Raw genomic sequence first — 20,043 nt, 5'->3', positions numbered from 1 at the left:
CAAGGGCGACGCGAAGCTTAGCCCTTCAAGCTGTCCGGCACCTTGCCGCCATTGGCCGCGAGCTGTTCCATCACGGCTTTGTGCAGCCAGATGTTCATCGATGCGGAATCGTCGGTGTCGCCCGAGTAGTGCAGCTCGCCGGCCAGTTCCTTGCGAGCGCCGAGGCTGCTGTCGAGACCGAGCAATTTCATCAGATCGACGATCGATGTCCTCCAGTTCAATTGCTCCGACGTATTAGCCTGCATGTCGGTGAGGACCGCTTCGACATCCACCGGTTCAGCGGCCGCAGCCGGCGCTGCAGCGGCGTCGGGTGCTGCGCTTGCGTCTGCCGCGGGGGGCGCGGCCGGATCGGCAACCGGTGCGGGCGCTGTAATAGCAGGATGGCTTGAAGGGAAGATCTTGCTCAGGATCGTGCCAAAAATGCTCATGATGTTTGTCCCTTGGTCGACGTAGTCAACAACGTTGTGAAGCAGCGCGTTCGCTGCTTCATGGAGCCGCCGTGCAAGACACGTTCCCGACACATTCAATGCCATGTCGCGAGTCCGGCCACGGCGGCCAGAAACATTGTAGGCGATCGATCATCTTGAAAATGCCCTGACATGGAGAAGCCGCAACGTGCGCAGGATACTGTTCCCACAACACGCGTATAACACTGCATTCGTTTCTCCTAAATGAGTGCTGTCGGACAATCATCCTTGCAGCCGCGGAAACAAAGATCATTCATGCGATGATTTGTCCATCAGTCCACCGGTCCACCTTCCACTACCCATGCTCGACCATGACAACAAAACGCCACCATGACTCCGCTCGCTTCGTACACGGCTCGACCCTGCGCCACGTCGTGGTCATGGCAGGAACCGGGGCGATTGGATTGATGGCCATTTTCGCGGTCGATCTGGCGAATCTCTTCTACGTGTCGCTGCTTGGCGACACGTCGGTTGCCGCGGCAGTCGGATTCGCCGGGACCGTTAACTTCTTCCACACCGCCATTTCCATCGGCATGACCATAGGCGTCAGCGCAACGGTTGCGCGGCTTCTTGGTGCGGGCCAACGGGCCAAAGCGAGGCAGGTAGCATCGGCGAGTCTCGTGCTGATGATCCTCATCACACTCATCTTGAGCGCCGCCACGCTCCTGTTCCTCGACCCAATTCTCAACGCCCTCGGCGCGGCCGGCGAAACGCGCGTTCTGACCCACAGCTTCCTGCTGATCACCGCGCCCACCTACGTGTTCCTCGCTATCGGCATGTGCACGGCGGCACTGATGCGTTCTGTCGGCGATGCCCGCCGAGCGATGACCGTCACGCTGACGGCAGCGGTCGTAACCGCGGTCCTCGATCCGGTCCTGATCTTCGGTTTTCATCTCGGGCTGACGGGTGCGGCCATATCAAACGATATTGCGCGCGTTGCGCTCGCGCTTGTCGGCCTCTATGGTGCAACCCGGGTCAACGATCTCATTGCCCGCGTCCGCGTTGAACGCTTGTGGTCCAACAGCCAGCCGGTCATGAAAGTGGCGCTGCCCGCCGTGCTGACCAACCTCGCCACACCCGTTGCCAGCGCATACGTCACCCATGCAATGGCGCGTTTCGGTGCTGCCGCCGTGGCGGGGCAAGCCACCATCGACCGCATCACGCCCGTGGCCTTCGCGGTGATCTATGCGCTGACCGGCGCGGTCGGTCCGATCATCGCGCAGAATCTTGGCGCGGGACGCGCGGACCGGATTCGGGAAACTGTTCGCAACAGCCTGGTGTTCGTGTTGTTGACGGTCGCGGTTGCGTGGGTCGTGCTGGCGCTAGCTCAGGGTGGCTTGATCCGCGCGTTCTCGGCGCGCGGCGACACCGCCGTCATCATCACGGCGTTCTGTTCGTGGCTGGTGGCGAGTTATGCGTTCGTCGGCTGCCAGTTCGTCGCGAACGCGACCTTCAACAATCTTGATCGGCCATTGTTGTCGACCCTGTTCAACTGGGGGCGCGCGACTATCGGCACGGTGCCGTTCGTCGCGGCCGGAATGCGGCATGGACCTGTGGGTGTGATGATTGGACAGGCGGCCGGGAACGCGATCTTCGGCACGGCGGCCATGTTGGTGGCGTACGCCGTGGTTAAGCGTTTGCCAATGGGCGATTGCGCCGCGCTGGCAAGCAGGGGCAGCAACCAGCTTGAGCAATCATCCGTCAATGTTCCGGGTGCTGCCGCAGGGAATACGATGGCGCCGGATGTGGAGTTGAAGGAGATGCCGGTGGAGGGCGGTTAGGGCCTTAAGGTGCGCTAGCCAACTAAGCCGCTGCTTAGCACCTTCTCTTTGCGTTCAAGCCTGATTCAGCTTTTCCCGTTGTTTAGGGTTGCGGACGGATGCCCTGATCCGTCGACGCGTCAACTCGCCCAAGCGCCAGCGGGCAGGCGTCCTACAAGGCCCAACGGAGGAAACCGACCACGTCGACTACAGGCCCACAGTACACACCTACCGCAAATATCCCGGAATCTTCGCTTTGCACTGCTGCAGCGCCCTCGTGTCGCGATCCACAATCCCAAACCGATATTTGCAGTAGTCGGAAAAGTGCGCACGATCGGTCGGCGACAACTGGTCGATCGGCTCGTCATCCCCCTCATTTGCGAACGGGTCGTAGAACTTCGCCTGCAACGTCGGATATCGTTTCAGGAAGAACGTGGTCTGCGTCTCGTGATCTAAATATGAATTGACATAGCCCGTGTAGGCAATCATCAAGAAAACGACGGCTGCACCAGCTATCGCCCCGAGCCATTTCCAAGGCACATTCATGGCGCACTTAGACCAGTCAATTTCCGCAGTTCTTTTACGACCGCCGAGCCAACATTGCCCGGGCAAATCTTGCCCTCCCCCAGTTGGCCAGGAAACTCGCGGTGACCCCCAAGCGTATTAATAAAAAAGAACTCTCGCAAAATCGCGATGAATGCTTCGAGCGATTGCTTTTGCTGCTCCGGTAGGAGCGGTCGCTCGCTGAAACCTATTGCATCGAAAAGCTTACGGACCATCGCGACGCCATCGCGGCCCTCGTCGGGGGCGGCGAGGTTCTCTAGCAACACAACACCGATGACCCCCGTGTTGTAGTTGTGCACGTTCTCGCCCTTGAACCGGATATCCCGGCCTTCGAAGACATTGCCGAAACAGTCAAGCGCATAGTGATAGCCGATATCGTCGCTCGCCGCTGTGCTCTTTCCCATCTGCATGTCTTGGATTTCCTGCATCTGAAGCGCAGCAGGGCCGCACGTGAAGCTACGTCCGGCGTGATGGATGGCGATCTTGGTGTAGTTCCAGTCGTCGTGCATCCGCTCGGAGCGGTTCTTGTGCGCAGCCCAGTCCGAGCGCTCCACGAAGTTCATGCCGTTTTGTCTTACGTGGTTGATGATTGCTTGTCGCGTTGCGGCCCGATCGTGAACCTTGATTGGGACAGCATCGTCTTTGCTGCTGCCAACCATCGTACAAGCCGAAGTCCAATGCTCTATGTTGTAGTCTGCTGTCACGACTAATTTCCTTGACGAGGTTTCAGGACGCGCTTCGGCGACGAAAAGATGACATGGATGTTGAACGACTGCTCACCGTTGGTCTCGATCTTCGCGTAGCCTTGCCCGTCCGTCTTTCCGTGTTGGCTTCGGCCTCCAACATCGGCAACAAAACTCCGATTAGCGACTGGCTCGCCAGTAACACCGTCCCGCACTAAGCACCAACGGGAATACTTCGCCTCATCCACGGGTTGCGATGGCGATGTTGTGGCGGCAACACTGCTCGCGCGCGCCGAGCCGTCGGTGGTCTTAAGAAAAATCCCCGGATTGCTGCCAACAATTACCCTGTTCTTCTTGCAAGGGCACAGCACTTGATCGCCGTCAATAACCACGACGCGCCCCTTTTCGGACATGCCCGCTCCGGTGCCGAATATCTTGAATAAGCCCTTGCAATTGCCGCAAGTTGCTTCGTCGCCGCTCAGCGCAACCTGTTTCCCGTCGTCGTGGATTGTTGACGAGTAAGCAAGAACAAACCCGCGCGTTGTCGTCGGATCGCCGTGCCGTACCGCCGCCTTACGCATGATTGCTGCCTCCGTCCGTCTTAGCGATTGGGGGCAGCGTGTAGGCAGGATCAAACAGACCAGGAATCGTTTCGCCGTCGCGAACCGTGATACCCCAGCCGTCCAGCAAAGTTTCTGTGATCGTGTCGCCATTACTTAGGCGGGAACCAACCAGCGCGAACGGCTTGTCATCCCATGTGGCGGCAAACCCAGCGCCGTCAATGATGGTAGCTTCGCTGCCATCATCATAGGTAACGATATCGCCAACGCGAGCCAGGGCCTTCCCTTCATACTCTGCCGTGGTTGTTACCCGTGTAACTCGGCCCCCAAGCTTGGTGCAAGAGCCGATAGTGACGAACAGGTATGTGGTCTCGTTGTTCTGCTGTTTCAGCATGCTTAAGTCTCCTATGTGAATGGACGTCACGTTTGCGATGTTGGCCTCCCTAGCGTAACCGTCTTCCCTCAAGCTTTCTGTCAAAAATTGACGTGTGTTGACAAACGTCAAGCGATCGGTCAAACAGAAGGTTACCCATCGCAACCTCACGGCACTCCCCGATACATTCGCAATGCGGACGCGCAGACTCGCGAGTTGTCACCGGTTGAAATTTTAAAAGTGTTCAGTTGCGCGTAGCTTCGAGCGCCGTCGAGACACGAGGGCCAAGTTTGGAAGCCTGCACGATTGCCGCGTTGACGGAAATCGGCGAAACGCCCCGGTCAACCAGATGCAATTGATAGCGTCGTAAGTCCTCGACGGTGGCAGTGTCAGGCAAGCGTCCGAGAAACACGGTGAACTGTCGCACCACGCGGAGATAGTTGGCTCGCGTTCTGGGCTCGAGGCGGCCCATGCGCATCTCGTCCATCATGCGCTGGCGTAGCGGACTGATACTGCGGCTGGGATTGGTCATGGCTCGTCGCTTGTCGAGTTACGAGGCGGATTGCCTCATTGCTCAACATAGGAAACCGAGCCGGTTTCCTTGAAGAACCACCACGATTAAACGGAGTGCATACCGCGCGTGCGATTTAGTTTGAAACCAATATCACGCCCTATTTTCTTAGCGAATTCAGCAATTACCCACCACCTCCAATTGTTCATTTCGTGCGGATTCACTATTCCCCTCTATCGGTACAATATTTCGATAGTGCGCGCATATACTGCATCCCATCGACGCAGCGCACCAATCAGCAAGACCGCTGCGTAGCCCATGAAATGAAGTCATTGATACGCATCGGAGCCCATCATGAACAAGACCCCTATTGCATCGTTGTTAGTCGCTGTGTCCGCCGCCTTTGCAGCACCCGCGTTCGCCAGCAGCGGTTATGGCCCGGCACCGTCGTACAACCCGCTGGTTGGCGCACCCTCTTCGCAACGCGGCCAAAGCGCGCAAACCATCGCAGCGGAAAGCGCGACGAGCAACGCGGGCGCAAGCGCTTACGGCGGCGTGCGCAGCACGACCACGCAATCCGGTGATCGCGCCCAAGGTAACGACGCAAGTTCGCTTTCCTCACATAACTGATAAAAGCTGAAGATTAAGATTTGGCAGGAAACCGATGCCCGGCGAACTCAGGTTCGCCGGGCATCGGCGTTTGTGGATCTTCCTAGCTTTCAACACAAGCTAAAGCACTTTCATGCATAGTTGAGAGCCGACGACTTAGCCAACGTCGCCGCTACCGTCCACTACGAAGGAAGATCCGCATGTCAGAGCAAGCGCAATTCGAACTCTTCGCGTTCTGGCGTTCGTCCGCCGCGTTTCGCGTGCGTGTCGCCCTTAATTTGAAGGGCCTGAGCGCGCACGAACAAAACATCGATCTTGACGCGGGTGAGCAACGCAGCGCCGAATTCCTAAAAATTAGCCCGCTAGGGTCCATTCCGGCGCTGGTAGAAGAAGGGCACGAACCGCTGACACAATCGCTGGCCATCCTCGAATTCCTCGACGAACTGCAGCCCTCGCCGCCCTTGTTGCCAAGCGATTTATACAGTCGCGCACGAGTACGCTCGATTGCATCCATGTGCGCTGCCGATACTCATCCGCTGGTCGTGCCGCGCGTGAAAAAGTATCTTCAGACAACGGGCGGATTCGACGATGCCGCGTGGCGCGCTTGGCAAATCCGCTGGCTCGTCGCGGGTCTTGCCGCAATCGAAGAGCGTCTTGCGGGCGCGCCGGAAACGGGCAAATTCTGTCACGGCGATGAACCCACCATGGCGGATATCTGCCTCGCAAGTATTGTTGCAGTGGCGCGCGTGTTCAAGATCGCGATCCCTGATGTGCCGACTATCGACCGGATCATGGCCGCGTGTGACCAGCATCCGGCATTCATGAAGGCCGATCCTAAGCGTCAAGCCGGGGCGCCGGCGTAAGACGCCAGTGGCGGGGTGCGATGGCCAAGGATCATCGCGCCTTTGCTTTTAATATCCCGCGCCGCCCCTTGCGGCTTCTCCTGCCATTGCACCGGCCTTCTCCGCATACGCTTCGGCCACTGATGCAATGATGCCGATGGCTTCCTGAACCTGCGCTTTCGTGATGTTCAGATACGGAATCGCGCGCACGCCGTCGGTAGCGGAGGGCAGGACATACAGGCCCTTCTCGTATAGGCGCTCGACAAACTCACCCGCGGGCAGGGACGTCACCGCAAACCGGACAATATTCGTCTCGACCGTATTCACATCGATCTCGATACCCGGCAGCGAAGCAATTCCTTGCGCCAGCAGACGGGCGTTGTCATGATCTTCGATCAGTCGCGCCCGGTTGTTTTGCAGCGCATAGAGCGCACCGGCGGCGATGATCCCAGCCTGTCTGAACCCACCGCCAATCTGTTGCTTGAAGCGCCTTGCACGCGCGATGAATTCGCGCGATCCCGCCAGGGCCGATCCGACAGGCGCGCCCAGTCCCTTGGAAAAGCAGACGCTGACCGTGTCGAAATGCCGGGCGTATTCACTTTCCGCAATGCCCGTCGCGGCCGTGGCATGCCAAAGCCTTGCGCCATCCAGATGCAGCTTCACGCCGCGCGCGCGTCCCGCGTCGCACACGGCCTTGAGTTGCTCCAGCGGCCACACTTTGCCGCCGCCAATGTTGTGAGTATTCTCGAGACACAGCAGCCGAACGGGGGCGGGAATGGTGGCGGGAAAGAACCGGTGAGGCACGCCGATGGCCGCTTCCACATCACTTGCGTTGAAGATGCCACGCACGCCGGGTAACAAGCGCGGCAACACGCCCGCATACGCCGCAGGCGCACCGCCTTCGAGTATGTAGACATGGGCGTTCTGATCGAACAGTACTGCATCGCCCGGTTCGGTGTGCGCCCGGATAGCCACCTGGTTCGTCATGGTGCCGGTCACCATGTAAACTGCGTCTTCCTTGCCAAGCAGATCTGCAACCTCGCGTTCGAGCCGTTTGACCGTGGGGTCGTCGCTATAGACGTCATCGCCGACCGCTGCCGTCGCCATTGCGTGACGCATGGCTTCGGTGGGTTGACTACAGGTGTCGCTGCGCAAGTCGATCATGGTTTTCTCCATTCAATGAACCCATGGAGCCAAGTCTGACGGACAGCCGAGCGAGCGCTTTGAAGAAAATTGCGGTTCTTTCTAACGACTTTTCTAACGAATCGCCGTGCTGGGCGGGACGCCGTAAAAGCGCCTGAATTCGCGGCTCAAATGCGACTGATCGCTATAACCCACCTCCATGGCGACCCTCCTCGGCGCATGACCTTTCAGCAGCAAGCGGCGTGCTTCATCCATACGACGTTGCACAAGATACGCATGAGGCGGCACGCCGACCGCCTTCTTGAATTCGCGCAACAAATGAAAGGGACTCATGCCCGCCGCGCTCGCGATATCGTCAAGTGACGGGTTCGCCGCCACGCTTGCATCGATAAACTCCCTGGCACGGCGCACCGCGCGCGGCAGTTGAGCACGCGGCACGCCTTGGCCATGCCGCGTCATGAGCCGGCGCAGCGCGTAGATCAGGCGCGATGCCTTTTCGAGTTGCGAGGCGTCAGAAGACTCGGAGCACACGTGTGCGGCATACAGTGCGTGCAATGTGTCAGGGTCGTCTATGACCGATTCCGCGAAGAATGGCAGGTCGCGCCCGCTAGTGGGCTCCGAGCCCGCCAGAACCATCGCCGGGCCCTCAGGCGGAACGTAGATCATCCGATAGTCCCAGCCGGTCTCGGTCGCCCCCCTGCCCTCGTGCAGTTGCCCGGGATTGATCACGCAGATCTTTCCCATCGGCATGATCAACCGCTCCTTGCGGCCGCGCGTATAAGCCTGCGCACCACGTTCGATGAAACCGATCGCGTATTCGTCGTGTGCGTGAGGCGGGAATTGATGCGTCCGATAAGCCGCCCGGAGCAATTCGGCATTCGCCAGCGCCGGCTCGCGCCAGATCCTCGCCCGGTTCGCGGGCGGACTCCGGGTGTCGAGCGTGGATGGAAAAGCGGTAGGCGAAGTCATGGTCGATTGAAGCGCCAGACGGGAAGCGTGTGCGGACTTTAAAACCTCGACCGTACGACGCTAAGCAAGGGTGTTCAATCTAGCAGAAAAAATTCAGCGTCACAGGTGTCCACCAGATACTTGCGTCACTTCTCCTGCGCATCGATCTCCTGCTTTACCCGCACAAGCTCCAGCCCATGCGCCTCCTCCTGCTTCTCGATACGCTCGGTCGGCCCAACCACCGATATGCCATACAGGTCCCCGCCAACCGACACCGCAATCGCGACCGCTGAAAGCTCCGGCGCGCTCTCCCCGAGATTGACATGCCAGCCGCGTTTCTTGGCAGACTCCGTCTGAGTCACAAGCGCTGCAACGTCAGCCGTCGTGCGATCGGTCATCCGCTCGAACCCGAGCTTCGCCGCGAGCGCCTGTTGCTGCTCCGGCGAGAGCTCGCCAAAGATCGCCTTGCCGATTGAATTAGCATGCACGGGACGAAGCTCGCCCGGCTTCACGATGTAGCGAATCGCCTTGAACGATTCCACCACGTCGAGATACACCACGGCGGCATCGTGAATCTTTCCCAACACGATGGTCTCGCCAGTGACATCGCGTAATGCGACTAGCCGCGCATGCAGCATCTCCAGCACGGGATCGACCGCATCTATCGCTTGCGCGAGTTGCAGCAGCCGCCGGGTCGGATAGTATCCGCCGCGCTTTTTCACTTCATAGAGATACCCGCGGCTCACCAGCGTACGGGCAAGCGCGAGACAACTCGATACCGGCACGTCCATCAGCCGGGCGAGTTCGGTCAGCGGCAACGGCCGCTGTTCCGTGGCGAAACGCTCGAACAAGTCGAGCGTGCGTGCAACGAGTTTGACATCCATGGCAATTCGTTCCACTTGTTTCAGGCGGGTTGCTAGCACTAATACGACCGACGCTAATACGACTTAGGGAGCCCAAGCACTTTCTCTGCGATAAAGCACATGATCATTTGCGGACTGACCGGTGCGAGCCTCGGAATCATACACTCGCGCAAATAACGTTCAACGTGATACTCCTTTGCGTACCCCATGCCGCCAAGCGTCGACATCGCGGTCTGGCATGACTGGAACGCCGCTTCCGCTGCAAGATACTTGGCCGCGTTCGCTTCGGCGCCGCACGCCTGGCCGGCGTCATACAGCGAGGCCGCCTTGAACACCATCAGGCTCGCAGCCTCGAGCTGCATCCATGACTGCGCGAGTGGATGCTGGATCGACTGGTTCTGTCCAATCGGACGCCCGAACACCACCCGCTCCTTTGCATATTGCGTGGCTCGCCTTAGCGCGGCCTGACCTAGACCAATCGCTTCGGCCGCAATCAGGATGCGTTCGGGATTCAAACCATGCAGCAAATATTTGAATCCTTCGCCTTCCTCGCCGATCAGGTCATCAGCCGGAACACGCAAGCCATCGATGAAAAGCATATTCGAATCCACCGCCTTGCGGCCCATCTTTTCGATCTCGCGCACTTCGACTTTCGTACGATCGAGGTCGGTATAAAAGAGACTCAAACCCTGGGTCGGTTTAGCGACCTGATCGATTGGCGTGGTCCTCGCGATGATCAGCATCTTGTTCGCCACCTGCGCCGTCGATATCCAGATCTTGCGGCCCGTTAGCACGTAGTGGTCACCATCACGCACGGCCTGCGTTTTAAGCCGCGTGGTGTCGAGCCCCGAATCGGGTTCGGTGACAGCGAAACATGCCTTGTCGGATCCTTCTATCAACGGCGGCAGGAAACGCCGCTTCTGTTCCGCGCTCCCGAACACCTGCACGGGATTCAGCCCGAAGATGTTCATATGTACCGCCGACGCACCCGACAAACCCGCGCCCGACGCGCTGATGGTCTGCATCATCAACGCCGCCTCGGTCATGCCAAGCCCCGAGCCGCCGTAGTCCTGCGACATCGCAATGCCAAGCCAGCCCGCGTCCGCCAGCGTGCGATGAAAGTCGTGGGGAAAACCGCCTTCGCGGTCGCGTTCGAGCCAGTAGTCGTCATCGTAGCGTTCGCAGAGTTTTTCGATCGCAGCCTTGATGGATTGCTGGTCTTCAGTGAGTTCGAAATTCATATGTGGAGGTCCCGATACTAAAGCGGAAATACGCCGATCACCACCGCGGTCGCAACCATCAGCAAGGTGGCCGCAAAGAGGAACGGGATCGTGAACTTCTGGTGCTCGGCCAGCTCAACGCCTGTCAGACCGACGATCAGGAACGTGGCGGGCGTCAATGGACTCACAGGAAAACCCGTGGTCATCTGACCGAGCAATGCGGCCTGCGCCATCTGTATAGGCGGCACGCCAAGCAGCTTCGCGCTCTCCGCCATGACGGGAAGAATGCCGAAGTAGAACGAGTCGGGATCGAACAGCAGGGACAGCGGCATGGACAGCAAACCGAGCACGAACGGCATGTGACGCGCATGTTCGGCGGGGACGTGCTGCACGACGACCTGCGCCATGGCGGAGAGCATGCCGGTGCCTGACATGATGCCGGTGAACGCCCCCGCCGCGAGCAGCACGCTTGCCATCATCAGTGCGGCTTTCGCGTGGGCATCAATACGAGCGCGCTGCGCATTGACCTCGGGGTAGTTCACGATCAGCGCGACCACGGTGCCCAGCATGAACATCACGACCGGGTCCACGATCCCGCTCACCAGCGTGGCAAGCACGACCACGGTCAGCACCACGTTGATCCAGAAACGCTCGGGCCGTCGCAATGCTGCTTCTTCCACCGAGAGTTCACGCGGTTGCAGCGCAGCTTGCGGCGCACCCTTGCCGAGGCCCAGGCGCTTCTCTTCGCGTTTGCCAAGCCAGTAAGCGGAGCCGAATACGAACGCGAGGCCGACGACTTGCAGTGGGATCATCGGATAGAAGATCACAGTGGTCGGAATATGCAGCGCGGCGGACGCCCGCAACATGGGTCCCACCCAGGGCAGGAAGTTCACACCGGCCGCCATCGACGCAACACAGGCAAGGATCCGTTTGTCGAGTCCCAGACGTGTGTAGAGCGGCAGCATGGCGGGGATGGTGACCAAAAACGTGACCGCGCCCGAGCCGTCCAGATGGATCAGCAGCGCGAGCAGCGCCGATCCCATCACGATTCGCGTGGGTTTGCCGCCGACCATCCGCAAGATGCCGTTGATGATCGGATCCAGCATGCCCGCATCGGTTAGTATTCCGAAAAAAAGAATCGCAAATACAAACATCCCCGCTACCGGGCCGATAGCCTGCACCCCATGTACGACAAATTTCGCCGTCGATAACCCGAAGCCCGCGGCCAGCGCCGCGACCGTCGGCACCGCGATCAGCGCCACCAGCGGCGAAAGCCGCTTGGTGATGATCAGGCCAAACAGCGTGACGATCGCGATAGTGCCAGTCAGCGCGAGCATCAGGCGTCTCCCTTCGGGGTTTGATTAAAGACCTGCGCCTCGTGCTCGTTGAGCTTGGGCGGCGGTGTCCGGTAGGTAGCAGGCGTGCGGCTGAGCTTGATCGGGGAGGCGATGCCCTTGTAACCCTCCATCGACACCACCATCTCGCGATGCGCTGTATGTGGCAAGTCGAGCGCGGCATCGATGGACAGCACCGGCGCACACGGCACACCCCGGCGGATGAGCGTATCGGCAAGTTGCGCACCGTCCCAGCGGTCGAACACGCTTTCCAGTTCGCGACGCAGTTCGCGGCGATTCGCCGTGCGCGCCTTGTTGCTCTCGAAGCGCGGATCTTCCGCAAGCTGAGGCGCCCAGATCACTTCGCACAGCGCTGTGAATTGCGTGTTGTTTCCCACCGCCAGGAAGATATCGACACTGCCCGTATGGAACATGTCGTACGGCGTGATGTTCGGATGCGCGTTGCCGGTGCGCTGCGGCGGCGTGCCGGAGTAGAAGTAGTTGGCAGTGTGCGGATGCAGGATGGACAGCGCGCAATCGAACAGCGTGGACTCCACGAACTGCCCAAGCTGACTGCCGTCACGTTCGCGCAACGCCATCAGGATGCCAAGCGCGGCGTTCAGGCCGGTGACCATGTCCACAATCGGAATGCCCACGCGCGTCGCTTCGCCGTCCGCTGCGCCGTTCACGCTCATGATGCCGGCCATCGCCTGAATCGCTGCGTCGTAGCCGGGCAGGCCACCGAGCGGACCATCCGCGCCGAAGCCGGATACGCGGCAATGGACGAGCTTCGGAAAGCGCGTCTGCAACAGTTGTTCGTAGCCGATACCCCAGCGCTCGAGCGTGCCGGGCTTGAAGTTTTCGATCAGCACGTCGGCGGTTTCGAGCAACGCCAGCAGCTTCGTGCGCCCCGCTTCCTGCGATAAATCCAGAGACACGCCCAGCTTGTTTCGATTCACGCCGAGGAAATAGGCGGCGGTGTCGCCATCGAACGGCGGGCCCCAGGTGCGCGTTTCATCGCCCGCCGGCGGTTCGATCTTGATCACTTCGGCGCCGTGGTCGGCGAGTATCTGCGTGCAGTAAGGACCACCCAGCACACGCGATAAATCAACAACGCGAATGCGGTCAAGCGAACCCAGAGGGGGTTGAGTCAAAATTTTCGTCTCCATCGAAAGCGGTTTTTCTATCTCATTATTCCTGTCGGTGAATAAAACTTTATATGCGTGAATATTATGCGTCAAGACGAATCGGGGAAACCCCTAGCTCGGAGAGCTCAGACTCGTGTCGGCGAACCCTCGCAAACGAGCCGCTTCAATCGCCATCGTTTCCTTGGTGAGATCGAGAAAAGCCGTCACCAGCGGGTTCGGATGCTGTAACTGAGGACAGACCGTGAAGCCGCGAAACATCACGTCCGGCGAGAACGGCCTGAACACGATGCGGGCCGGATTGGTATCGGTGGTGGCCAGCGGATTCACCACGCCCACACCCAGGCCACGCGCGACCATCGCGCAAATGGTGGCGCCGTACGGCGTCTCGATCACCGGCGCCTGGTTCACGCCGGCCTGGCGCAACGCGCGATCGAGTGACGAGCGGGTGTCGTCGGCGTAGGACGGCAGGATGAGGCTCTGGTCCTTCAAGTCACGCGCATGGATGCGCTTGCGCGCGGTGAGCGGATGTTGGGCGGGCAACGCGCAGACCCCGGCCAGTCGATACAACTCGGCGCTGATCACGCCGAACGCGTCAGGCGTGGTGGTGGCAAAACCGACGTCGCAATAGGCCGACGATGCCCAGCGCTGGATCGTGCCTTCACTGCGCATTTCCAGCGAAATCGCAATACGCGGATATGCCGCAAGAAAGCGCTCGATCACAAGGGGTACGAACGATAACGCCAACACCGGCGGCGCCACGAGACGCAGCCGGCCACTGCCGAACTGGCGAATCTCCCGCGCTGAATGCCCGAGCTTTTCGAGTCCCACGAAACTGCGGTCGACCTCGCGATAGAACGCGGTACCGGCATCGGTAGCCTGGATCCGGCCGCCGTTGCGCGTGAAAAGCGCCAGTCCCGTCGACGCCTCCAACTCTGCAATCAGGCGGCTGACGCTAGGCTGCGAGGTGCCGAGTTCTTCGGCCGCGGCCGTCATCGATCCCCTCAGGATCACCAGCCTGAACGCTTCGATTTGCTTCTGGTTCATGTGTGCCCCTCTCCCTTGATTTGCCCCGCCCGCACGCAAGCTTGTCATATCAAAATTGAATAGCAGACGTTTTTGGCCGTATTTGACCGGATGACGGAAGCGCTCCTAGACTGGTCCCCAACTAGTCACCCCCAACGAACCATGCGATCAGACGCACTCCTTTTCCACGATGACTTTCGCATCACGCCGTATTGGTGGGACGCGGCGCCACCCGAAACGTCGCGCGTCGCGTTGCCATCGAGCGTGGATCTGGTGATCGTGGGGAGCGGCTATTGCGGGTTATCGGCGGCGGCGGAAGCGGCGCGGCAAGGTACAACGGTTGCCGTGCTGGATGCCGCCGAGATCGGCGCGGGCGGCAGCACGCGCAGCGGCGGCATGGTGTCGAGCGGGCAAAAACTGGCGCTGACCGAGGCCATTCGCGGGGTATCGGCGGAACGGCTGGGCCGTTTGATGGCGGAATCCACGGCGAGTTTCGACTATCTCAAGCACCTGATATCCAGTGAATCGCTCGACGCCGATCTGCAGATAACCGGCCGCTTTTTTGGTGCGTTCACTCCCGGGCATTTCGAGCGGCTGCGCCAGCAAGGCGAGCTGCTGCGCGAGAAAACCGGCGTGACCGTGCATGTGGTGGCGCGGGCGGAGCAACGCGCCGTGGTGGGGTCGGACTATTACTACGGCGGCATTCTCGTGGATGAATACGGCGGCCTGCATACGGCGAAATATCACCGCGCGCTACGCGAGCTTGCACGGCGGTGCGGCGCAAGCCTGCATTCGCACGCGGCGGTGGAACGGATTGAACGGACGGGCGCGCGCTTCGCTGTCCATACGGCGCGCGGCAAGATAGATGCAAAGCAAGTGCTGGTCGCGACTAACGGTTATACAGGCCCCTTACTGCCATTTCTCTCGCGTCGCGTGCTGCCGGTGGCGAGTTATCAGATCGCCACAGAACCCCTTCCACCCGGACTCATGGATGTACTGAATCCGGGCCGCCGCATGATCAGCGACTCCAAGCGCAACCTGTTTTATACCCGTCCTTCCCCCGACGGAACGCGCATGCTGTTCGGCTCGCGGCCATCGTTTCGCGAAGTCGGTGAACGCGAGGCGGCGCGAATCCTGCACAGGAAGATGGTGCAGCTCTGGCCCGCTTTACGCGACGTGCGTATCACGCATGCATGGAAGGGATACGTCGCGATGACCGGCGACAAGCTCGCGCATATTGGCGAGCGCGACGGCGTTTTTTACGCGCTCGGCTGCAACGGCAACGGCGTCGCGTTGATGAGTTACCTCGGGCAGCGCATTGCAAGAACACTATCAAGCCTCGATGCCGCGCCCGGCGCATTCGGCGAAGGTCCGTTTCCGCTGAGTCCGGGCGGCATGGCGCGCAGCTTGAGCGTGCCGATGGGCACCGTGCTGTATCAGCTCGACGATTGCTGGAACGGACGCGTGCGCGGCGCGCTGTCCTGACGCCTGGTTTTTAAGCCTGTTAGTGACTCTGCATCGACTCGTTGTATTTTCAATTCATCGCTGGTTTCCATGGAGCAACATCATGCGGTTTCGACACTTTCTCAGCCTGATTTCTATCGTCGCTTCCTTCTCGTTGATAGCCGCGACCAGCGCCCATGCTGACGACCTCGGCACGCTTGCGCCGGGCAAGCTAATGGCTGGCGTGGACGCCAACAACAAGCCTTATTCCTACATCGATAACGGCAAGATGACCGGCTTCGACGTCGAGTTGCTGCGCGCGATTGGCGCCAAGCTGGGATTGAGCGTCGACTTTCGTGCGCAGGACTTCAGCGGCTTGCTGCCGAGTGTGACGAACCAGCAGATCGATCTCGCCGCCGGATCGATATCGATCACCACGGACCGGCTGAAGATGGTCGATTTCTCCGAGGGTTACCTGACTGGGCTGCTTAGCGTAGCGACCCTGCCCGATAGCGCGATCACAAGCGACAAGGCGTCGGTCAAGGACAAGCGCATTGGCGTGGTGCAAGGTACGATTGAAGACACGTATTCGGACAGCTATTTGCCGGGCGCGCAGATCGTGCGTTTTCCTAACGTGAACGCGGGCTTTCTCTCCCTGCGCTCGAAATATATTGATGGTTTCTTCATCGATAAATCGCTCGTCGACGGTCTGCAAAGCAAGTACCCGCAGTTGAATCTCGCCGACCGGCTGGATATTTCCGCGATCAACCTGCCGGCCGGTTTTCCGATGCGCAAGGGCAATGCCAAGCTCGAAGCCGCGGTCAACAAGACGCTTAACGAGCTGGTTGCCGATGGCACCTGGATGAAGCTCTATACGCAGTTCCATCCGGGTTATCCGAAGCCCGCCAGCCTGCCGCCGTACGAGATGAAAACCGGTAGCTGAATTTTCGCCGACATGATCCGGAGAGCGCCATGAACGCATTCCTGCAGAACTTCCTCGACTGGCAGTTGCTCACGGGATCGCTTCCTGCGCTGCTCGAAACCGGGCTCGTCAACACGCTCGTGCTGTCGCTGTTCTCGACCTTGCTCGGGATCATCGCGGGCATGGTGCTGGCGTTGATGGCGGTGTCGCATATGCGCTGGCTCGAAGTGCCGGCGCGTGTGTTCGTCGAGGTCTTTCGCGGTCTGCCGGCGGCGCTCGTGATCCTGCTCGTGGGGCAAGGACTCGCGCCGGTCGGGCTTGCGGTCTTCGGCCCGAATCCGTATCCGCTTGCGATCGTGGCGCTCGGTCTGATTTCATCGGCGTATATAGCGGAGATCTTTCGTTCGGGCATACAGAGCGTGGGCAAAGGGCAGCTCTCCGCGTGTCAGGCGCTCGGCATGACGTATTGGACTGCCATGCGCCATGTGATCGTGCCGCAAGGCGTCCGGCGAATTCTGCCCGCGCTCGCGAACCAGTTCATTTCGATCGTGAAGGATTCAAGCCTCGTTTATTTTCTCGGCTTGCTGACTTCGCAACGGGACCTGTTCACCATTGGACAGAACACGTCGGTAAATACGGCGAACCTGTCTCCGCTGGTCGCCGCCGGGTTCGTCTACTTGCTGATTACCGTGCCCCTCACGCACGCGATCAATCATATCGACCGCTGGACCAACCGCCATTCGAATCCGCGTTACGGCGGCGCAAGCACGGCAACCACGCGCAAGCAACTCAAGCGTCAAGCGGCCGCAGCGGCACGCGCCGGCATGGCCGAACAACACAACTAAAGGCACGGAATAACAAGCTTATGGGACCACCAGTCGAAACCGTCACCGACGACACCACCTTGCCGGACGAAGTGGATGTCGTGGTGGTCGGTGGCGGGATTATTGGCGTGAGCACGGCGCTGTATCTAAGCGACAAAGGCCTGCGCGTGGCCGTGTGCGAGAAGGGCTATATAGCGGGCGAACAATCCAGCCGCAACTGGGGCTGGGTGCGTGTCACGCATCGGGACATGCGCGAGTTCGAACTGAGTATCGAAAGCCTGAAACTGTGGCGCACGCTTGATCAGACACTCGGCATCGACACCGGTTTCAAGCAATGCGGCATCCTGTACATGGCTAACGACGACGCGAAGATGGAAGGGCATCGCGTATGGCTTGAGAAAGCGCGTGCGTTAGCCGGAAACGATGCATTCGATACCCGCGAGGTCGACCCCAAGACCGTTGCTGGTTTGCTCCCAGGTGCGGCAAGGGCTTTCAAGGGCGGCCTGTTCACCCCCGGCGATGGCCGGGCCGAACCGCAGAAAGCCGCACCGGCAATAGCCAATGCACTGCGCAAACGCGGCGTGAAAATCCTCACGCCTTGCGCGGTGCGCGGTGTGGAAACAAGCGCTGGACGCGTCAGCGCAGTGGTGACGGAACTGGGAACAATTCGCTGCAAGAGCGTGGTGGTGGCGGGCGGCGCGTGGTCACGGCTCTTCTGCGGGAATCTGGATGTCAACGTGCCGCAGTTGATGGTGAAGGCTTCCGTGTTGCGGACATCGCCTATAGAAGGCGGTCCTGCGGTGAGCGCCAGCAACAAGGAGTTCGCGTTCCGCAAGCGCGTGGACGGCGGTTATACGATTGCATTCGGCTTTCGTACCTACACGGATATCACGCCTGACAGCTTCCGCCTTCTACCTCAATATATCCCAGCACTCAAGAGTCAGATGGGCGCATTGCGGATTGGCCTGGGCGCGCGTTTCTTCGATGAACTACGCCGGCCGCGTCATTGGGCGCTTGATCAACGCACCGCCTTCGAGGACGTTCGCACGCTCGACCCCGAGCCTATTTCCGCTTATACCGATGCCGGCCTGCGTGAGTTCGTGAAGGTCTTTCCGCACATGAGCGGTGCGCGCATCGCTCAGCGTTGGGCGGGTCTGATGGACGTGACGCCGGATGCCATTCCAGTGATATCGGACGTTGAAAGCGTGCCGGGGCTTTTCATCAGCACCGGGTTTTCAGGGCATGGTTTTGGCATTGGTCCAGCTGCAGGAAAGTTGATGGCGGATTTGATCACCAACGACACACCGCTTGTCGATCCACACATGTTCCGGCTAAGCCGTTTCAGTGACGGCACGAAGATCGTTATCGACGCGGGTTTTTAAAACCAGGGACCTGGAGAATGGACAAGGTAGCGATGATCTCCGGCGCGAATCGCGGCATCGGCCTGGCGGTGGCGACGGAGTTGCACCGACGAGGTTATCGGCTGTCGCTGGGCATGCGCGACCCTTCGTCGTCTCACTTTCCCTTCGATGCATTTACGTTTGCCTATGAAGCACGCGATCCGCTCAGCGGACAACGCTGGGTCGAGGCGACCGTCGAGCATTTTGGCCGCATCGATGTCCTGATCAGCAACGCGGGAATCTGCACGCACATCACGCTCGAGGACGGCACGAGTGAGCAACTCGAAGAGACGCTCGATATCAACGTGAAGGCGCCCTTCCGCCTGATCCAGGCCGCGTTGCCGCATCTGCGCAAACCCGGCGATGCGCGCGTCGTGCAGATTGCGTCGTTATCCGGCAAGCGCGTGAAGAACCTGAACGCGGGTTACCAGATGTCGAAGCACGCGGTAATCGCGTTGAATCATGCCGTGCGGCGAGCCGGCTGGGATGACGGCATTCGCGCGACAGCGATCTGCCCCGGCTTCGTGAATACCGACATGGCGGCGGGCATAGCCGATCTGGAACCTCAGGCGATGACCCAGCCTGAGGATCTGGCCTTGCTCATCGCGAACACCATTGCGATGCCGAATACGGCAAGCGTCGCAGAGATCCTCGTGAATTGCCGGCACGAGGACTTGTTCTGACCTGCAGGTGCGGCCCTACGATTGCGGACGCACGTTCCATTGCTTCAGCGCCCTTGTTTCGCGATCGAAACCCAGCACGCTGACCGACGCGGTATCGAGCAGCAGATGTGCCCCCAGCGCCGCTGAATCGTTCATCCAGCACGCACCCAGAACCCGCAGGAAATGCGCGTGCGAAAACAGCGCGATGCGCCCGTTCGTGGCAAGCAGTCGCGCGATCAGGGACTCTGCCCGCGCCTGGATGTCTTCTACGTTTTCGCCGTCTGTCATAGTCGACGTCCACACGGCCCAGTCAGGATCTTCAGCACGGATATCGTGCGTCGTACGGCCTTCATAGATACCGTAGTTCCATTCGCTCAGGCGCGGCTCTTCCTCTGCCTGAGCACCAAGACCTGCCTCGGCACAGGTATCGCGAGCGCGAGACATCGGGCTGCACAGCACAAGGTCGAAGGGCTGCGCCGCAAGCACCGGCCGCAGCCAACGCGCCTGTTCGCGCCCGTGGTCGGTCAGCGGAATGTCAGTACGGCCGGTGTGCTGGCCGGAAAGACTCCATTCGGTTTCACCATGACGGATCAGCCAGATCTCGGGTTGATTCACGTGGTTTTCGGTAGCGGTAGCGTTCATTGGCGTTGGCAGGATGAGGGATTGAGCGTTCGGTTCAGGGCCGAATCGAGCGGGACATGCTTGGTGTCTAGCCAATTCTACGGGGCTATCGACAAATTTTCA

Annotated in this window: 21 protein-coding genes and 1 pseudogene; 8 read left to right on the top strand and 14 right to left on the bottom strand. The window is 59.9% G+C overall.

Annotated elements, in window-relative coordinates; translation table 11 throughout:
- Positions 1-17: 17 nt before the first annotated feature.
- Positions 18-428 carry a DUF3597 domain-containing protein gene (locus FH08_RS0121140; RefSeq protein WP_031360266.1) on the bottom strand — a complete coding sequence of 137 codons (411 nt, stop codon included), beginning with the start codon at positions 426-428 and terminating at the stop codon, positions 18-20.
- 350 nt (positions 429-778) lie between these two features.
- Between FH08_RS0121140 and FH08_RS0121135 the strand changes: the two genes are divergently transcribed.
- Complete coding sequence (locus FH08_RS0121135; RefSeq protein ID WP_031360265.1) at positions 779-2,248, top strand: MATE family efflux transporter; 1,470 nt, start codon at positions 779-781, stop codon at positions 2,246-2,248.
- A 207-nt stretch (positions 2,249-2,455) separates the two neighbouring features.
- Here FH08_RS0121135 and FH08_RS0121130 read toward each other — a convergent pair whose 3' ends face one another.
- The 5 genes and pseudogenes from FH08_RS0121130 to FH08_RS0121110 all read right to left on the bottom strand — a co-directional run.
- Entirely contained in the window at positions 2,456-2,773 is a 318-nt protein-coding gene (locus tag FH08_RS0121130) for a hypothetical protein (protein ID WP_031360264.1), read from the bottom strand.
- On the bottom strand, positions 2,770-3,495 hold the full coding sequence (locus tag FH08_RS0121125) for a peptidoglycan recognition family protein (protein ID WP_035566730.1): 726 nt from the start codon (positions 3,493-3,495) through the stop codon (positions 2,770-2,772). Before FH08_RS0121125 ends, FH08_RS0121130 begins: the two co-directional genes overlap by 4 nt.
- Positions 3,496-3,497: 2 nt before the next feature.
- Positions 3,498-4,055 (bottom strand): PAAR domain-containing protein, encoded by a 558-nt coding sequence (locus FH08_RS51955; protein ID WP_051888400.1) that lies wholly within the window; start codon positions 4,053-4,055, stop codon positions 3,498-3,500.
- Positions 4,048-4,428, bottom strand: coding sequence for a PAAR domain-containing protein (locus FH08_RS50085; RefSeq protein ID WP_063771217.1), 381 nt, complete (start codon positions 4,426-4,428; stop codon positions 4,048-4,050). Before FH08_RS50085 ends, FH08_RS51955 begins: the two co-directional genes overlap by 8 nt.
- A 283-nt stretch (positions 4,429-4,711) precedes the next feature.
- Positions 4,712-4,939: pseudogene (locus FH08_RS0121110) on the bottom strand (phage integrase N-terminal SAM-like domain-containing protein); the annotation flags it as partial.
- 333 nt (positions 4,940-5,272) lie between these two features.
- On the opposite strand from FH08_RS0121110, the gene FH08_RS0121105 reads away from it, so the two are divergent.
- Positions 5,273-5,548: a hypothetical protein gene (locus tag FH08_RS0121105; protein ID WP_031360259.1), complete on the top strand. Its 276-nt coding sequence runs from the start codon at positions 5,273-5,275 to the stop codon at positions 5,546-5,548.
- Positions 5,549-5,727: 179 nt separating this feature from the next.
- Complete coding sequence (gene maiA, locus FH08_RS0121100; RefSeq protein WP_031360258.1) at positions 5,728-6,390, top strand: maleylacetoacetate isomerase; 663 nt, start codon at positions 5,728-5,730, stop codon at positions 6,388-6,390.
- A 48-nt stretch (positions 6,391-6,438) separates the two neighbouring features.
- On the opposite strand, the gene FH08_RS0121095 is transcribed toward maiA, so the two are convergent.
- The 7 genes from FH08_RS0121095 to FH08_RS0121065 form a co-directional block, all read right to left on the bottom strand.
- Positions 6,439-7,533, bottom strand: a complete 1,095-nt coding sequence (locus FH08_RS0121095; protein WP_051888399.1) for a threonine aldolase family protein — start codon at positions 7,531-7,533, stop codon at positions 6,439-6,441.
- A gap of 93 nt (positions 7,534-7,626) precedes the next feature.
- Positions 7,627-8,481 carry a helix-turn-helix transcriptional regulator gene (locus FH08_RS0121090; RefSeq protein WP_051888398.1) on the bottom strand — a complete coding sequence of 285 codons (855 nt, stop codon included), beginning with the start codon at positions 8,479-8,481 and terminating at the stop codon, positions 7,627-7,629.
- Between the two features lie 125 nt (positions 8,482-8,606).
- The gene (locus tag FH08_RS0121085) at positions 8,607-9,344 is read right to left on the bottom strand and encodes an IclR family transcriptional regulator (protein ID WP_031360255.1); all 738 of its coding nucleotides are present in this window, start codon (positions 9,342-9,344) and stop codon (positions 8,607-8,609) included.
- A 53-nt stretch (positions 9,345-9,397) separates the two neighbouring features.
- On the bottom strand, positions 9,398-10,564 hold the full coding sequence (locus FH08_RS0121080; RefSeq protein WP_031360254.1) for an acyl-CoA dehydrogenase family protein: 1,167 nt from the start codon (positions 10,562-10,564) through the stop codon (positions 9,398-9,400).
- Between the two features lie 17 nt (positions 10,565-10,581).
- Complete coding sequence (locus FH08_RS0121075; RefSeq protein ID WP_031360253.1) at positions 10,582-11,880, bottom strand: CitMHS family transporter; 1,299 nt, start codon at positions 11,878-11,880, stop codon at positions 10,582-10,584.
- A complete protein-coding gene (locus FH08_RS0121070) occupies positions 11,880-13,031 on the bottom strand; it encodes a CaiB/BaiF CoA transferase family protein (protein WP_235210431.1) in 1,152 nt (383 codons plus the stop codon). The genes FH08_RS0121075 and FH08_RS0121070 overlap by 1 nt, the downstream gene beginning before the upstream one ends.
- Positions 13,032-13,136: 105 nt before the next feature.
- The gene (locus tag FH08_RS0121065; RefSeq protein WP_035566726.1) at positions 13,137-14,069 is read right to left on the bottom strand and encodes a LysR substrate-binding domain-containing protein; all 933 of its coding nucleotides are present in this window, start codon (positions 14,067-14,069) and stop codon (positions 13,137-13,139) included.
- 141 nt (positions 14,070-14,210) lie between these two features.
- Here FH08_RS0121065 and FH08_RS0121060 point away from each other — a divergent pair, with 141 nt between their 5' ends.
- From FH08_RS0121060 to FH08_RS0121040, 5 genes are all read left to right on the top strand, one after another.
- The gene (locus FH08_RS0121060; RefSeq protein ID WP_031360250.1) at positions 14,211-15,533 is read left to right on the top strand and encodes an NAD(P)/FAD-dependent oxidoreductase; all 1,323 of its coding nucleotides are present in this window, start codon (positions 14,211-14,213) and stop codon (positions 15,531-15,533) included.
- Positions 15,534-15,615: 82 nt separating this feature from the next.
- Positions 15,616-16,434 carry a substrate-binding periplasmic protein gene (locus FH08_RS0121055; protein WP_031360249.1) on the top strand — a complete coding sequence of 273 codons (819 nt, stop codon included), beginning with the start codon at positions 15,616-15,618 and terminating at the stop codon, positions 16,432-16,434.
- A 29-nt stretch (positions 16,435-16,463) separates the two neighbouring features.
- Positions 16,464-17,258 (top strand): amino acid ABC transporter permease, encoded by a 795-nt coding sequence (locus FH08_RS0121050; RefSeq protein WP_031360248.1) that lies wholly within the window; start codon positions 16,464-16,466, stop codon positions 17,256-17,258.
- A gap of 20 nt (positions 17,259-17,278) precedes the next feature.
- A complete protein-coding gene (locus tag FH08_RS0121045) occupies positions 17,279-18,619 on the top strand; it encodes an NAD(P)/FAD-dependent oxidoreductase (protein WP_031360247.1) in 1,341 nt (446 codons plus the stop codon).
- A 17-nt stretch (positions 18,620-18,636) separates the two neighbouring features.
- Positions 18,637-19,320: an SDR family NAD(P)-dependent oxidoreductase gene (locus FH08_RS0121040; protein WP_031360246.1), complete on the top strand. Its 684-nt coding sequence runs from the start codon at positions 18,637-18,639 to the stop codon at positions 19,318-19,320.
- A gap of 15 nt (positions 19,321-19,335) precedes the next feature.
- On the opposite strand, the gene FH08_RS0121035 is transcribed toward FH08_RS0121040, so the two are convergent.
- Complete coding sequence (locus FH08_RS0121035) at positions 19,336-19,914, bottom strand: histidine phosphatase family protein (protein ID WP_031360245.1); 579 nt, start codon at positions 19,912-19,914, stop codon at positions 19,336-19,338.
- Between the last annotated feature and the right edge of the window lie 129 nt (positions 19,915-20,043).

This window comes from Caballeronia sordidicola, assembly GCF_000729995.1.
GTDB classification, from domain to species: Bacteria; Pseudomonadota; Gammaproteobacteria; order Burkholderiales; family Burkholderiaceae; genus Caballeronia; species Caballeronia sordidicola_A.
This window is presented reverse-complemented; position numbering and strand designations above follow the sequence as displayed.

Coding starts and splice junctions, on each gene's coding strand:
- FH08_RS0121105 (WP_031360259.1), top strand. CDS start 5,273: ATGAACAAGACCCCTATTGCATCGTTGTTAGTCGCTGTGTCCGCCGCC.
- FH08_RS0121140 (WP_031360266.1), bottom strand. CDS start 428: ATGAGCATTTTTGGCACGATCCTGAGCAAGATCTTCCCTTCAAGCCAT.
- FH08_RS0121085 (WP_031360255.1), bottom strand. CDS start 9,344: ATGGATGTCAAACTCGTTGCACGCACGCTCGACTTGTTCGAGCGTTTC.
- FH08_RS0121075 (WP_031360253.1), bottom strand. CDS start 11,880: ATGCTCGCGCTGACTGGCACTATCGCGATCGTCACGCTGTTTGGCCTG.
- FH08_RS0121130 (WP_031360264.1), bottom strand. CDS start 2,773: ATGAATGTGCCTTGGAAATGGCTCGGGGCGATAGCTGGTGCAGCCGTC.
- FH08_RS0121080 (WP_031360254.1), bottom strand. CDS start 10,564: ATGAATTTCGAACTCACTGAAGACCAGCAATCCATCAAGGCTGCGATC.
- FH08_RS50085 (WP_063771217.1), bottom strand. CDS start 4,428: ATGCTGAAACAGCAGAACAACGAGACCACATACCTGTTCGTCACTATC.
- maiA (WP_031360258.1), top strand. CDS start 5,728: ATGTCAGAGCAAGCGCAATTCGAACTCTTCGCGTTCTGGCGTTCGTCC.
- FH08_RS51955 (WP_051888400.1), bottom strand. CDS start 4,055: ATGCGTAAGGCGGCGGTACGGCACGGCGATCCGACGACAACGCGCGGG.
- FH08_RS0121040 (WP_031360246.1), top strand. CDS start 18,637: ATGGACAAGGTAGCGATGATCTCCGGCGCGAATCGCGGCATCGGCCTG.
- FH08_RS0121095 (WP_051888399.1), bottom strand. CDS start 7,533: ATGATCGACTTGCGCAGCGACACCTGTAGTCAACCCACCGAAGCCATG.
- FH08_RS0121045 (WP_031360247.1), top strand. CDS start 17,279: ATGGGACCACCAGTCGAAACCGTCACCGACGACACCACCTTGCCGGAC.
- FH08_RS0121055 (WP_031360249.1), top strand. CDS start 15,616: ATGCGGTTTCGACACTTTCTCAGCCTGATTTCTATCGTCGCTTCCTTC.
- FH08_RS0121135 (WP_031360265.1), top strand. CDS start 779: ATGACAACAAAACGCCACCATGACTCCGCTCGCTTCGTACACGGCTCG.
- FH08_RS0121065 (WP_035566726.1), bottom strand. CDS start 14,069: ATGAACCAGAAGCAAATCGAAGCGTTCAGGCTGGTGATCCTGAGGGGA.
- FH08_RS0121050 (WP_031360248.1), top strand. CDS start 16,464: ATGAACGCATTCCTGCAGAACTTCCTCGACTGGCAGTTGCTCACGGGA.
- FH08_RS0121060 (WP_031360250.1), top strand. CDS start 14,211: ATGCGATCAGACGCACTCCTTTTCCACGATGACTTTCGCATCACGCCG.
- FH08_RS0121090 (WP_051888398.1), bottom strand. CDS start 8,481: ATGACTTCGCCTACCGCTTTTCCATCCACGCTCGACACCCGGAGTCCG.